The 12698-nt window shown below is 40.2% G+C and carries 16 protein-coding genes; 4 read left to right on the plus strand and 12 right to left on the minus strand.

Going from position 1 to position 12698, the window contains the following annotated elements; genetic code table 11:
• Window positions 1-50 precede the first annotated feature (50 nt).
• From Q1A08_RS01985 to Q1A08_RS02035, 11 genes are all read right to left on the minus strand, one after another.
• The gene (locus Q1A08_RS01985) at window positions 51-500 is read right to left on the minus strand and encodes a hypothetical protein (protein WP_299768954.1); all 450 of its coding nucleotides are present in this window, start codon (window positions 498-500) and stop codon (window positions 51-53) included.
• Window positions 501-833: 333 nt separating this feature from the next.
• On the minus strand, window positions 834-1334 hold the full coding sequence (locus Q1A08_RS01990; RefSeq protein WP_299768957.1) for a GNAT family N-acetyltransferase: 501 nt from the start codon (window positions 1332-1334) through the stop codon (window positions 834-836).
• Between the two features lie 22 nt (window positions 1335-1356).
• Window positions 1357-1752 (minus strand): nucleotidyltransferase domain-containing protein, encoded by a 396-nt coding sequence (locus Q1A08_RS01995; RefSeq protein ID WP_299768960.1) that lies wholly within the window; start codon window positions 1750-1752, stop codon window positions 1357-1359.
• A gap of 4 nt (window positions 1753-1756) precedes the next feature.
• A complete protein-coding gene (locus Q1A08_RS02000) occupies window positions 1757-2203 on the minus strand; it encodes a hypothetical protein (protein ID WP_299768963.1) in 447 nt (148 codons plus the stop codon).
• Between the two features lie 1097 nt (window positions 2204-3300).
• A complete protein-coding gene (locus Q1A08_RS02005; RefSeq protein ID WP_299768966.1) occupies window positions 3301-3957 on the minus strand; it encodes a hypothetical protein in 657 nt (218 codons plus the stop codon).
• A 703-nt stretch (window positions 3958-4660) separates the two neighbouring features.
• Window positions 4661-5635, minus strand: coding sequence for a hypothetical protein (locus Q1A08_RS02010; RefSeq protein WP_299768969.1), 975 nt, complete (start codon window positions 5633-5635; stop codon window positions 4661-4663).
• A 524-nt stretch (window positions 5636-6159) separates the two neighbouring features.
• A complete protein-coding gene (locus tag Q1A08_RS02015) occupies window positions 6160-7290 on the minus strand; it encodes a radical SAM protein (RefSeq protein WP_299768972.1) in 1131 nt (376 codons plus the stop codon).
• 18 nt (window positions 7291-7308) lie between these two features.
• On the minus strand, window positions 7309-7539 hold the full coding sequence (locus tag Q1A08_RS02020) for a hypothetical protein (protein ID WP_299768975.1): 231 nt from the start codon (window positions 7537-7539) through the stop codon (window positions 7309-7311).
• 87 nt (window positions 7540-7626) lie between these two features.
• Complete coding sequence (locus Q1A08_RS02025) at window positions 7627-7851, minus strand: hypothetical protein (RefSeq protein ID WP_299768978.1); 225 nt, start codon at window positions 7849-7851, stop codon at window positions 7627-7629.
• Between the two features lie 467 nt (window positions 7852-8318).
• Window positions 8319-8828, minus strand: a complete 510-nt coding sequence (locus Q1A08_RS02030; protein WP_299768980.1) for a hypothetical protein — start codon at window positions 8826-8828, stop codon at window positions 8319-8321.
• 170 nt (window positions 8829-8998) lie between these two features.
• Window positions 8999-9574 (minus strand): hypothetical protein, encoded by a 576-nt coding sequence (locus tag Q1A08_RS02035; RefSeq protein ID WP_299768983.1) that lies wholly within the window; start codon window positions 9572-9574, stop codon window positions 8999-9001.
• Between the two features lie 582 nt (window positions 9575-10156).
• Here Q1A08_RS02035 and Q1A08_RS02040 point away from each other — a divergent pair.
• Window positions 10157-10585 carry a hypothetical protein gene (locus tag Q1A08_RS02040; RefSeq protein ID WP_299768986.1) on the plus strand — a complete coding sequence of 143 codons (429 nt, stop codon included), beginning with the start codon at window positions 10157-10159 and terminating at the stop codon, window positions 10583-10585.
• 157 nt (window positions 10586-10742) lie between these two features.
• Here Q1A08_RS02040 and Q1A08_RS02045 read toward each other — a convergent pair whose 3' ends face one another.
• The gene (locus Q1A08_RS02045; protein ID WP_299768989.1) at window positions 10743-11309 is read right to left on the minus strand and encodes a TIGR00730 family Rossman fold protein; all 567 of its coding nucleotides are present in this window, start codon (window positions 11307-11309) and stop codon (window positions 10743-10745) included.
• A 314-nt stretch (window positions 11310-11623) separates the two neighbouring features.
• On the opposite strand from Q1A08_RS02045, the gene Q1A08_RS02050 reads away from it, so the two are divergent.
• Genes Q1A08_RS02050 through Q1A08_RS02060 form a run of 3 tightly spaced genes read left to right on the plus strand, consistent with a single transcriptional unit; the run spans window position 11624 to window position 12695 of the window.
• Window positions 11624-12037: a nuclear transport factor 2 family protein gene (locus Q1A08_RS02050; protein ID WP_299768992.1), complete on the plus strand. Its 414-nt coding sequence runs from the start codon at window positions 11624-11626 to the stop codon at window positions 12035-12037.
• A 35-nt stretch (window positions 12038-12072) separates the two neighbouring features.
• Window positions 12073-12453, plus strand: a complete 381-nt coding sequence (locus Q1A08_RS02055) for a nuclear transport factor 2 family protein (protein ID WP_299768995.1) — start codon at window positions 12073-12075, stop codon at window positions 12451-12453.
• The gene (locus Q1A08_RS02060) at window positions 12450-12695 is read left to right on the plus strand and encodes an SDR family NAD(P)-dependent oxidoreductase (protein ID WP_299768997.1); all 246 of its coding nucleotides are present in this window, start codon (window positions 12450-12452) and stop codon (window positions 12693-12695) included. Before Q1A08_RS02055 ends, Q1A08_RS02060 begins: the two co-directional genes overlap by 4 nt.
• Window positions 12696-12698 lie beyond the last annotated feature (3 nt).

Consider the following 12698-nt stretch of genomic DNA (forward strand, 5'->3'; position numbering starts at 1 on the left):
AGCGTAGGCATAAGTTTATATAAACGATAGCCTGTAGCGCTTTGAAAACATCAATCGGTTTCCCATTTAAGCCCCTGGGTATTGTCTTCATAGATACGCTGATAGACGACATTGGTAGAGCCTTTGTACTGCCAATCCTGGAATACAAATGTCAGCTCGTTCCTCGAATCCAGACCAATTGGAAAGACGATGTAAATCAAGTTATCAAGTTCTTTTCGCACATTAATAAGCCCTATATCGAAACCACCAAATTTCTCATAGTCCTGCTTGGGGATTACGGTTTCGACACCGTCAAATATAATTGAAATAATACTCGGCCAATAATAAACCCGCTCGGGGTACTCGTTCATTTTATGTCGGCTTGATTCCAAGTATATCTCTAAAGTTTTGCCGTTGACTTCAGTTGAAAAACTAAACTTTGAGAAGGGAGATAGAAACTCCTGACTGGCGTGGCCGCTTATGGAGAAAATGAGTAATACTAATGCGCTGAAGATTTTCATATTGTCACAACTATTTTCATTTAACCATCACATACTCAAGCCAAACAACCATTCAGAAAAGAGAAGCGCCCTGCTCTACATCTCGTAAAGGCTATTCACAAATTATGCCCTCGTCGTAGGGGCTAAAGCTATAAGTACATTTACCTGCATTACAACGCTCTACGGCATATGAGCCCCACCCACAGCCATTGGCCGTATGGCTCACATAATGATGTTACTGGCTATGTTCAACATCATAGAAGTCCAAGTCATGCGGATGACGTAGTTACAGCCCGGAGGCCTGTTTAATGCACGGGCTACATCTACCACTCCGTTTTTAAACGGAACTTTCCATCAGGGCAATTCAAGTCGGAACTCGAGTACATCTATGTATTCTCCATTCAATATCACCCTTTCCCCTTCGTGTGAATATGAAAATCCGCTATTTATTGCAACTTTCTGGCTAGCTACATTCCCTTTAGCGCAAGAAATTTTTAGTTTGGTCATTGCCATATTCTTTGCCAAAACCACAATGCCTCGGCAAGCTCGAGTTGCGACACCAAGATTGATATGCTTTTCGCTCACCCAATAGCTAATGGATGACTCCATATTTCTTACATTATTAATTGAGATAGTTCCAACAATTTCTCCCTCTATACATATGAGGTAAAAAAAAGCTCTTCCTTCTATACGCAATCGGGACACGGAATAAATAAACTCCTTAGTTTGAGCGACGCTCCTTGTCGAATCTACCCAAGGTAGATGTTTTCTAAGGAAGCTTCTATTTTTTTCGATCAAGGAGAACAGCTCATCTGCATGTTGTTCCTTTAGATTGACTAGAGAGAATGCGTTCATTAAACATCCGGAATATACAAAATCAAATTCGTAGTGATGTGTTTCTAAAGTTTGATATATTTACTGGATTAAAATTTTCCCTTGAACATAGAACAATGTGGAATGGTTTATTCTTGGCTACCTCATACTTTTTAGCAGGTTTTCCGCCACCGCCAGTACCGCCGCCGCCAGTGCCACCACCGCCAGGGGAATCATACATACCTTCATTTCGCTCTACATGAACAGCTCTTGACAGGGTCATTCTCTCGATTTGTAGCTTCGCATTTTCGAAGCTAATATTTTCATAAAACACCAACAAGTCTATATCGTCAGCCTTGTCGAAACCTTTTTTTACCACTGAACCAAATAGAAAGACATCACTTCCGTTGACTGCATTTCGTACAGCGTACACATCTTCTATTATTTCTTGCGTAAGCATAACGTCACATCCTCAATTCAAGTATAATGAAAATAAAGAACGAAGCTAATCCGAGAGAAAAACTCATGCTAGCTATATTCTGAAACTTCTCGTGTAACAAAGCCATTTTTGGAGTTGAGTATTTGTGATCAATATCATCCAAATTTTTCTTTACGTCGAGTATCTGACTTTCTATACCCTTCTTTCCTGTAATGTAAGACATCACCATAAATGCTATAGCCATGAAAAAAGATGCTAAAGCTATGACAATTATTGTTGAATACTCTGATGCTTTAAGCTTTTTGATGATAGTAACCGAAAAGCCCAAAATAGCAATGGAAAATGTAATTATTGCTTTGGATAGGTTTTCATTCATCCCCTTTTTCGCACCATTAAGAAAAGCAATATGGTCATACAAAGCCTTTTTTAGGTCATCCGAAGGTGGTGTCACCTTAGTTTTTTCATTATTCATAACAAATTCCAAGCAAAACTGAGTTAAGATAATTAATGAATATAGAGCTAATATTTCACACTGATCTTATCAATAAAATAGCGTGAACTGCCACGCTATAAAATTTAGATCTTAAAGTTATTAAAATTTCAATTGGGCCTAATCTTTAATATTTTGTTTATCATGTATTGTTAGTGGTTAGCTTGAAGGCTAAAGAAGAAAAAACAATATGGCGGTGGCTTTTAATATTATCGAGCCTTATACCCTAGCAAGCACTCCACCTACCCGCACTTGACATCCCCATATTCGCGCTAATCGGTGGCGCTCGCTAATTTCTTTATTTATCTTTTGTCGTTAACCAACCTTGTTAAGACCTAAATCTATTAGTAAATTAGCATTTTTTCAATGGATTGGCTGACCTTAGTAATCTGAGGCTCACCCTCCCAAAGCTTCAGCCACCACTCCATAAAACTGACGGGTCAGGACATAGCAATTAATAGGTATGGAATTCTTTAGCGTTTTCACGCTTCTATAGCACCCTTTATTTAGCTATTTATTCTTGTTTATATCAACAGGCATCAGGAACCAAGTGAAGGAAATATAGAAGATTATACCTGCACTGAATGTTCGATGCGTATGATAAAAATACACAGGGCTATATTCTGCGAGAAATCCATTTTCAAACTGAATTACAAATAATAATTTATTTGTAATTCAAGAGTTTGGAAAAATCAATAACGGACAAAAAGTAACACGCTCTCTGCAATGGGGTGTCAGTTAATCTTCCCTAGCGACTCCCTTGAGTAAAATTAATAAATGAAATCCCTGCTTCACAACTAAATTTTAATCACTAGCAAGTGTTCTAAGTTTTCTTTATGGGCATCCAGGTGCCGCATACATGCTCTAGCAAAATGTCTTCACGTAAGAATAACAGTTAAAGGAAATACTTAATCTTTCACGAGTTTTTTCGCCTTCACGCTTGTTTTCGAATGAAAACATCCGAGCCTCACTGCCTCTACAATCTATCGATTAAGTGTAGCGGCGAGGTAATTAGCCCAGGTTTTGGTTGGATTTTATTCGCAAAGATCCAGTACGCCTCATGTACCCATTAACATTTTCTATGCATAGCCTCTATATTCTGCAGTCGTTTTGGTCAGCTTAAGTGCAATTCCAACAACAAAGAACAATGGAGCTAACAACCTAAGAATCTCTTCCAATGTGTTTTTATTTATTTTTTTTAACGATTCTATATATTGTGACCTTCTATCATTATATTCAGCAATAGAGGTAGCCACTCTTTTTGCTGGGTCATCAATTATGATACTCCCAGTATAAGGTGGATTCAAATACGTTGCCTGATCAAAAAGAGGAGGTTTATTTTTTCTATAAATCGGAACCACTTTTTCCGCCCCTAACAACCAGTTGCACATTAATACTCGCTTGGGCTCTTCCTCAGGAATATATATTTGATAATCAAGGCTTTGGCACTGCATATATTTTATCGGTGACTCGATGTTATAGATCACATGTTTGTACGCAGAGTAGACGCTAGGCTCCTCAGATTGTGAATAGTTCTTATAAATCCACATTCGAACATCAGAACTGACAGTGATTATCCCAATGGCCGCGCAAGCTAACGCAACATACTCAATAAGTAACCAACCGCTTTTTTTCAGTTTTAACAAACTAATGAACACCATATGAAAAATAATTAGTAAAAAGATTAACACCACCAACAGGTGATATATACTTGTAACAATAACAGTTAATCCCACAGACTACGCCCTTTCACGAATTAGTGTTGACTGAGCAGACACCCTAATACTAACGCCTCCGCCATCGAAGTATCAAGCGCTCAATCTACAATAACTCGAGAACACAAATCCATGACTGTTGCCAAATACAATCTGCAATCTTTACCCAGATATACATTTTATCTCAAGTCCACTTTTCGCTTGGCATGTAAGGGCCGAAGTCCTGCCATAACAGGTTGTCCGATACATTACTCATTGTAAGTGCATGACTAACTTATCTAACCGATTTTATGCTTCTAGTCTTTAAGCCCAGCCCCTGAAGAATATCCAATACCGCAAAAGTAGAGCACGGAATCCCGAATGACTTGAGTTTTTTTGTGATTCTCGGCGCTCAGCAGAAAGCTTTATGTGCCAAACAAATATCAGCAACTTGTACTTCCAAAGAATCTATACGCTGGGCTTGCTTACTCTTTGGAAAGTTTAATCGCTTATAAAAACCAGAGTGCCACACTTCCAACACCTTGCTCACTACGCAGCTGGCTTTTAAGAGCCCAGGCTCCTTTTCTACTGCAACTTTCTCACGCCTTAGCCTTCTAATTTTTCGATTTCTTTCTTGGATTAATCCTCGCGATCCATAGAATCAAATTGCTTATCCGATAAGCGATTAAATTGATGTCGCCAATTGTAGATTTACTGATGCGGTGACGTTACTTTGCTTGTACAGTTACTTGTAAAGCGCAATTGCACAATACCCCTCAATTCCTAACTTTATAGCTGCGTATACTAGAGATGTACAGAACGCCATAATTGCAGCTCCAGCCACACCAATTTCAGCTGCGAACGCAGCTGCAACGGCACCAATTAAAATTTTAGAGCCCTCATTCGCAGAGGTGTTCAGCTTTTTTCTTAGCTTTGTGTACTTTCTATCTTTGGTACAGAGTAGCTTGTAAAACTCTCTAGCTACAGATTTCCACAATGTTAAAGCTTCATTGACATCAGACTCCATCTCACTCTTCTCATCGTTAGGTTTGGGCTTCGCCGGCATTGGTGTCATATAAGCAAGCCCAACCCCCCTTGATAAGAATTCTCCTGACGACAATGTTAACAAATCCCCCCACTCTTTTAGTGGAACACCAGAATAGTCGGGGTTATCAAACTCTATCTCCAGCAAAATATTTTTCTTTAACCAGTTATTTTCTTCCATTACATACCTCGATTTCCTGGCCGCTTGACGCCCAAAGCAATCGCGCCACTTTATAGCGTCGCCTTGCAGTTGCTTGTTATGAGAATATTGATTCACGGACTGTATGAGATACAGACGAGAATCCCAATCTCCCTTACACGAGTGACGATTAAGACCACAAAGGTAATAGATGCCAACCATTAAATCCTGCTTGCTAGGCTTGTAATACGAATTTATTGATATTTCCTTAGTCAGAGACCCTAGCTCCACCTCATTTAAAGCTCCATTCTCCTCTCCAGTATAAACGTAAGCTTGCGTTGTAACAGGAACCCAATGGTGATCTATTTTTAGTGGAGCAACAAGGCGAACATAATTTTGTTCACCAATCTTTTGGGTCTCGATCTTGAAACCCAAATCACTGATATTATCAGGTGTAATATTTATCGGATTTGCTGGATGGGATGCATTTCCAGAAAATGATAGAAGAAGTCCAACTAGCACCAGAATTTTACTCATGGTTTTCTCATAACGCCTGGCTTAGGGACGGCCGCTTATTAAGCATTTATCCGCTGGCTGATTTATACAGTATGTCGCCATACCCGCAAACAACAGTTCCCAATACGATTAGCACTACATTGCTAACGTTTGCAATTTTTTCGACCGGCTCAATATAAGTGTCGGATATTTCCTGCTCTGCTTCAAGGCGACACGGTGACTACTTATGGATCAAGCTACATTGCTGCACCCAGTTGTGATGCCTCTTGATTCTATTTAGAAGCCACAACTCCGAAAGAGCCGCAGCTATAACAACAAGTGAGCCCGAACTAGAAAACCAGTTCGTCGTATCAAGTAATGCCTGAGTATTTAGCTGCCAAGATACGACCAGCAGAAAGATGCAGACACACCACATCAGTATGCACTTGCTTCTAATTTCTTTGGGAAAAGCTAACTCCAATGCACATTATTCCTTTGATGCTTAACGCCTTGCTCACCGGTAAATTTGGAGCGCAGCGGAAAATTTATCCGCGTGCAGCAACTTGTTAGCCACTGTACTCTTCAATTTCTTTCTTGCGTTCATCAACAACTTTAGATAATACTTCTGTTTTCCCGAAGTGTGTGGCTACTCCTGCAGCTGTTTTAAGATGTATATCAATATCTTTAGTCCAGTTTTCAAGAAATTCGACGGTTTCTTTATCATGCATCAAGGTCGCACATAGACTGCATTGCCCTTCTTCTACAAATCTCATTCCTGAATATTTTTCAGGTAGCTCCTTGCTAAGTACCTCCATTATCTGTGGAAAACCCCATAATCTAATAAAATTCAGTAATACATTGTGGTTAGACTGTTGGTAAACGTTAACTAATGGTATTTTTGATACATCACCTAAGTTCAGCGGATGACTAATAGGGATTTTATTATCAAGCGTGCTGCAACATGGTATTACGTTCCCGCTTTCAGTAACATGCGGGCCACTAGAAAGGCACGGCAATATAGGAGCGGAATTAGAGTAATTAGCTTTTATATTAAGATCGCTAGCTCGACCAAAAGAAAGTACCTCCTGTGTATGGACTCTATCTTCAAACTCAAATTTGAGTGCATTTAAGAAATTCATATGGGACTCCTCCGCATTCGGCGGGATAGAGGCCCTGATAGATGCAGTCTTTCCGAGTGCTTCCGCTGCTTCAACAGCATGCCTTACACTACTCAATTTAATATACTCTGAGTGGTATTTGTCGTAACTAATTGTTATGTGATCTAAATGAGGAATTTCTTCTAAAGTTTTACGAGCTTTCTCTAAGCTCGTTGCCCAATGTGCGCTCGTAACCGCACCGCAACTAATTGAATGTTTGTATGCGTCATGGCTAATTCTGCACATTACATCTTTACAGAGAAAAGGCTCCCCGCCTGTAAAACTTATTTGTTTTATACTTTCAGATAGCTTTGGAAGGCTATCAAGTATCGATTGAACAGCTGCATCAGGAATATCTAAAGATATGTCATTACTTGGAAGGCAGCTAACGATACAATGCGAGCATCGCAAGGGACATCTCTGGGTTACAGAAATACTTAAATGACGCCCGTAGGCGATATTTGCACGCTCAATTTTTTGATCAAGCGTGCCTTTTTCGCCTCCAGAGGCCATACCCCTTTGACTAAACCTAGTAGTCATTTCTGGATTTCCTTTCAATTAATTGAATACATCTATTTCTCTTAACTTAATTGCAGCGACCTCATCTAGCTTTTGTTTAATTTGCTCATCAGAAAGGCGCATTTCATACTTCATAATGTCAGCGAACTTTCTTTTTGTAGTGGAATCAAAGCCAATCAAAGTTTCCGCATTTTTCTTTTTCTGGATAAACGCGTCTGGATTTTTCAATAATTCCTTGACTTGCTTATCATTTAGATCTTTAAGACTCATGGTTTTCTCCTTTCGGTTTGTGGTAAATCTATCATTACAATGTATGGCTAACGCTTTTGTTTTGGGGCAGCTGGAACGAAGTGTAAGCTATCCCAGCCGCGCTCTTTGCGGCGACAACACAAACTTGTTAGGCATTGTTAAAAACCTCAGACACACTTTAACAACCCAGCTGGCTGCAACAGGGTTGATATTGTCGCCCAGAGGGTTGTCTATTGAGCTGCTGGCAATCAAATCAGCCAACTGATCAATGTCACGAATACCATTTTTAGCTAGGACTGCCTTAACCTGGTTCTTGTCTAATGCTTGAGTCATGTTAAATTCCTTCAATAGTTTTGGCCTTTTTGATGTGCAAAATTTTGGCCAGGAATTCTTGCAGTTTAACTCTCTCTGCTAATCTATTTTTCAGTGTGAATTATATAAACCCACATCATCCATCACGAAATAGAAATAATTTTCGATAAAGAACTTCGATAGGCATCTGTTCTTGTTTGGCAGCTTATATCTGCCTTGCCTCAAAAACATTCTAGATCTAGCCTGAGTCCAATAAAAAATCTTCATCACAAGCCCCTAGCTCTTAATAGCAATGAAGCTTAGGAGCGTAAGTTCAAAGCGTTAGATGCCTTAAAAATCAACGCTTGAGCTAGGTTAGCCAATATTCGTTCAAGTTAAGTATCATAGAGAAATTAATTGGAAAAAAGCAATCTTACTAATAAATAACACTGTTTAATGTTTTCTAGAACCACCTAACCTTGGTGCTAGAGAATAGAGCTGAATACATATTATTCAATCTTTTTACACTGGGTTAGTACGTGATATGGCTGTAGATTGGAAAACGCCAAACCTTTACCTCCATCAACTTCAGTTTGAGCGGTTTGTATATCTCCCTGCCAATCATCGTATCCCCAAGCAGCACTCCTATTTTGGTAGGCATTGTTGCCTGATCGCCCTGGCAATGACATTTTATGACTGTGTGGAGGGATATTGGACACGGTAAGCGTTACTGATTCCTGCCCCCCTTGATCACCTAGCTTTTTCTTTTTAATTCCATCTGCTAGCTCAGTAGAGGAGACTATGACCCTTCCTTCAGCCTGTTTAAACTTTTCCCATCCTTTGGGGCATTTTGAAAGGTCAAAGTATGCAACCATGCCTTGAGGCAAACTGTTCGACCTCAGTGAGGCTACGCCGCTTTCCACTGTGTCGATTTTACTTTTTAGGTTGCTAAATGCTGTAATACCAGCTGATATTAAAGCGGTAAGGGCAACTATAGAGCCTATTGCAGTCCAATTCATGATGTATTCCCTTGCGTAATTTCGTGGTTTAATACTCCAGACCGATAAAGTAAATACACATCAGAGTAGTGATCCGATAGCATTATTCTATTGATCATTAAGCACTATCGTTATTGCAGTAAACGCAGCTGATTCTGATTAGCTATTTTTTCGAAATCCAGACTTTCCTTCTATTTGAGCCAAATCTTATAAGTGAATTTAACACCGCTTTCTCGCTCTATACGATCCTTTATGAATTTCTTGTATTTACTTGTGCTATAAAGATCGATCTTTATTCGCTGGTCTTCCGTGCCATATGAAAAGCCAAAGCTTAAAGTATGCAGAGTGTCTTCATCCTCACTAATTGATTTTTCAGATATTGTCCTAATGTCACTTTCTTCCGCCCCAATCGAAACAAATGGCTTCCATGCCTGCTTGTCCCCTATCGGTACTGACAATTTTATTGCTTCGAAGCCAAATTTTGTCGTTTTCTTCCTCGTACTAATTATTTTCTCATCGGTATATTTTACATATGGTTTTGATTCAATAATTACATTGTAATCAAGTAGTCGGATTCTACGATTTTGGGATTTCCATTCCCAAACCCACCCCAGCTGGACACTCTTAGATTTTGAATCTTTGTCATCAAAACTGCTAAAAGCTGCTTCTATATTAGAAGCTTCTACACTTATCCCTTCTGAATGCGAAAGGGATAGCATAAAGGAGCTGATTAATATAACTAATATCTGCGATCCTACTTTGTTCATTACGCTCCCTGCTATCTGATGTAAACAATCTGCCATTCTTGAACACTTGTTGATTGAAACGACTTTTATTTTGAATTTTGTCCATTATAGTAAAAATTCTAATTTGGTTTTCAAGTGCTACTATTTATTGCCTCTCGATTTATCGATACTTTTGCAGAGCTGGGATGTAAAATCCAGCCCAAAGATACTTAAGGCGACATTTATTTAATTTGGACGTGTTTAATTTAAGCTAGAAAAACTAGGAGTAAATGTGGCTCTTTGTAATATGTTATTTGGTCTTAAATTCTATGCGGTATTGCACTGATCATTTAAACGACAAACTCAAGAAAAATCTTGGCTAGCGGGACTAAAAATCTACGCATATAGCGATCCGTATTTTAAATTTCTAAATTGAAAACAATGGGGTTTAGCCAAATATTTAGGAGTTTAAATTTATTTTCCGGAGTGTGTTCGTTAATTTATAGCTGTTTAACCAAGGCAATATGACCCCATTTGGTAGCGTGGCTAGAATAGGATTAGTTTCGCTAGCCACGACTCCCAACCTGCGCAGGACAAAACGTATTTGATAGCTACACCTTTGGCTTGCATCCATCAACTGGCGCTTTTTATGTAAGTTGGGGACGTAACGACTGGACAGGTGGCAGCAGTAACAAAAGCATGCGTCGATCACCGCAATACAATAGCGCGGTAAAGTTTTATACCCTGCATGCAGGTTTTCGAGATCAAGTACACTGCAGCACTTTGATTGGATTTAGTTCCTGCGACAGCGGCGCTTTGTTTAACAACCGTTCTAATGTTCCAGCACAGTTAAATGTTGGTGCAGGTTCGATCGCTAGCACGATAGATTTAGACTTCGATGATTTTAGCCCATTGAATCTATTGGGTGGTGATGCCGACGGTGTTGGCCACTTCGGGACTAAGATTAATACCGGTGCGATTTTGTATAAAATGCTAAGTAGTAATTGCAGTGGTACTGCATGCGCAAACCAATATAGTGGGCCGGCTCAGTAGATTGGATTGCAATGACTTCGGTAGATTTACTACTCTATTCTACTGAAAGTCATTTTAGCGTTACCCGTTTAATCTTTCTCTATAGAAATTGCCAGCGTACTAATTGCGCTGGCAATGCTAAGAGGTAACCACCTAACTAAGCAGAAAAAATCAATAGCTATAGTATCTTATCGATAACTCTAGGCTTATAGTTTTGCATTAACTGCAAGAGTTCCTTAGGCCGCTCTTCCACCAGTAACAACTCTTGGTGCTGGGGTTTTACAAAGCCCTCTTCTGCCGTGTGCTGTAAAAACTCGACTAGCTTCTGATAATAAGCATTGATATTTAATGCTCCACATGGTTTTTGGTGAAAGCCAAGCTGGGCCCAAGTGAGCATTTCAAAAAGTTCTTCGAGGGTGCCTAAGCCCCCAGGCAATGCGATAAATCCGTCGGCAAGCTCAGCCATCATTGATTTTCTTTCGTGCATAGATTCAACAATAATAAGTTCGCTTAAGCCTTTATGGGATATCTCCTTGTCGGCTAATGCTTTAGGCATTACGCCAATAACTTCGCCACCGGCGGCCAACACAGCATCAGCGATTTCTCCCATTATCCCTATACTGGCACCACCATAAACCAGAGCAATGTCTTGCTCGGCCAATAGCTTTGCTAGCTCTTTAGCGCCCTCGGCATACTCAGGGGCATTACCTGGGCTTGATCCGCAGTAAACACATATTCTTTTCATATCGGTGTTTCTCATTTATGGATGCACTATATCGGCGCTACACATTATCGCGCTTCTAATATCGACAATCTAAATGCCTAAAAGCACGCATTATACTCCTAAAAAAGCTGTCTCTAAGGTTGGCACCAGTCAGAAAAGTCTCATTTCCAAGCCAAAACTGACAGCTCACCTTGTAACTATTGTTATGAGACCTAAAGTTTGCTCAAATGCTTGTTGGGCTGTAACGCGTTCATGAATGATGGATTTATCAAGGACACGGCCCTGCAAATAAAGACACTGAATAACACCGCTAATAAGCAAAAAAGGAGTGATCAATGTCGTATCTAGACACCGTTCAAGCACTTATCGAAGACTGGAAGCGTAAAGATCTCGATGCCGTGGCAAATTACGTTACCGACGATCTCGTCTATTTCTACGCTGCGGGCCAAGCCCCAATAAACGGCAAAAAAGCTTTTCGTGCTTTTCTTGAAACCATCAAAGAACATCAACAGCAGCCGGCTTGGCGTATTAAACGGAGCGCTGAATCGGTGAATACCTTATTTGTCGAAGGAGTTGACGACTATGTAAACCCTGCCGGACATCATATTCAAACCCCCTATGTAGGAATTTACGAATTTAGAGATGGCAAAATTTCTGCATGGCGTGACTACTTTGATTTTGAGCTACTTAAAAAGATGGAAACCGGTGAAGCGCCAAACGAACACTATCAAGCACTAGTTAAGGCTTAAGGTCTGCTCTACTCAATGAATGTAAGGGATGAACCATGACAACCTTGGAGTTAGCAAAGACATTTATTAATGCAGTACAAGCGGGTGACGAAGCAACCATGCGTAGCTGCATGCATAAAGACGCTGGCATTTGGCATGATTATGATAATGTTACTCAAACGGTGGATGAGAATATTGCGTTGATGCATCAGATGATCAAGTTCGCCAAAGACAGGCAGTATACAGTACGCCGCTTGGAAGAATTGTCCGATGGCTACTTGCAGCGCCATACCCTAACAGTAACGGGCCTGAGTGGAAAAGTGTATACCGCCGAGGCGATGTGCATCATTACCGTAAAAGACGGCAAGATCTCGCACATTGAGGAGTTTATTAACCCGGCTACGCTAGCTGGATTGTTTTCGGAGTCCAGCTCATGAATATCAAAGGCTGTGTCGCCATTGTTAGTGGAGGTAACCGAGGAATTGGTGAAGCCTTCGTGTTAGAACTTCTAGAAGCCGGTGCCAAGCATGTTTATGTAGGATCACGCGATCCTCAAAATGCCAAAGCTTTACAAGAAAAAGACCCTCAGCGTATCAGTGTACTCTGCTTGGACGTGGCCGATGAGACACAGATAAAAGCCGCCGCCGAGCAATGTAGTAATGTAGTAATGTTAATCTAGTGG

It is taken from the genome of uncultured Pseudoteredinibacter sp., from assembly GCF_947500695.1.
Lineage (GTDB): Bacteria > Pseudomonadota > Gammaproteobacteria > Pseudomonadales > Cellvibrionaceae > Pseudoteredinibacter.

What these genes read in the sequence shown, in the direction of transcription:
- Q1A08_RS01985 (WP_299768954.1), bottom strand. Translation starts at nt 500, where the DNA reads ATGAAAATCTTCAGCGCATTAGTATTACTCATTTTCTCCATAAGCGGC.
- Q1A08_RS01990 (WP_299768957.1), bottom strand. Translation starts at nt 1,334, where the DNA reads ATGAACGCATTCTCTCTAGTCAATCTAAAGGAACAACATGCAGATGAG.
- Q1A08_RS01995 (WP_299768960.1), bottom strand. Translation starts at nt 1,752, where the DNA reads ATGCTTACGCAAGAAATAATAGAAGATGTGTACGCTGTACGAAATGCA.
- Q1A08_RS02000 (WP_299768963.1), bottom strand. Translation starts at nt 2,203, where the DNA reads ATGAATAATGAAAAAACTAAGGTGACACCACCTTCGGATGACCTAAAA.
- Q1A08_RS02010 (WP_299768969.1), bottom strand. Translation starts at nt 5,635, where the DNA reads ATGAGTAAAATTCTGGTGCTAGTTGGACTTCTTCTATCATTTTCTGGA.
- Q1A08_RS02015 (WP_299768972.1), bottom strand. Translation starts at nt 7,290, where the DNA reads ATGACTACTAGGTTTAGTCAAAGGGGTATGGCCTCTGGAGGCGAAAAA.
- Q1A08_RS02020 (WP_299768975.1), bottom strand. Translation starts at nt 7,539, where the DNA reads ATGAGTCTTAAAGATCTAAATGATAAGCAAGTCAAGGAATTATTGAAA.
- Q1A08_RS02025 (WP_299768978.1), bottom strand. Translation starts at nt 7,851, where the DNA reads ATGACTCAAGCATTAGACAAGAACCAGGTTAAGGCAGTCCTAGCTAAA.
- Q1A08_RS02030 (WP_299768980.1), bottom strand. Translation starts at nt 8,828, where the DNA reads ATGAATTGGACTGCAATAGGCTCTATAGTTGCCCTTACCGCTTTAATA.
- Q1A08_RS02035 (WP_299768983.1), bottom strand. Translation starts at nt 9,574, where the DNA reads ATGAACAAAGTAGGATCGCAGATATTAGTTATATTAATCAGCTCCTTT.
- Q1A08_RS02045 (WP_299768989.1), bottom strand. Translation starts at nt 11,309, where the DNA reads ATGAAAAGAATATGTGTTTACTGCGGATCAAGCCCAGGTAATGCCCCT.
- Q1A08_RS02050 (WP_299768992.1), top strand. Translation starts at nt 11,624, where the DNA reads ATGTCGTATCTAGACACCGTTCAAGCACTTATCGAAGACTGGAAGCGT.
- Q1A08_RS02055 (WP_299768995.1), top strand. Translation starts at nt 12,073, where the DNA reads ATGACAACCTTGGAGTTAGCAAAGACATTTATTAATGCAGTACAAGCG.
- Q1A08_RS02060 (WP_299768997.1), top strand. Translation starts at nt 12,450, where the DNA reads ATGAATATCAAAGGCTGTGTCGCCATTGTTAGTGGAGGTAACCGAGGA.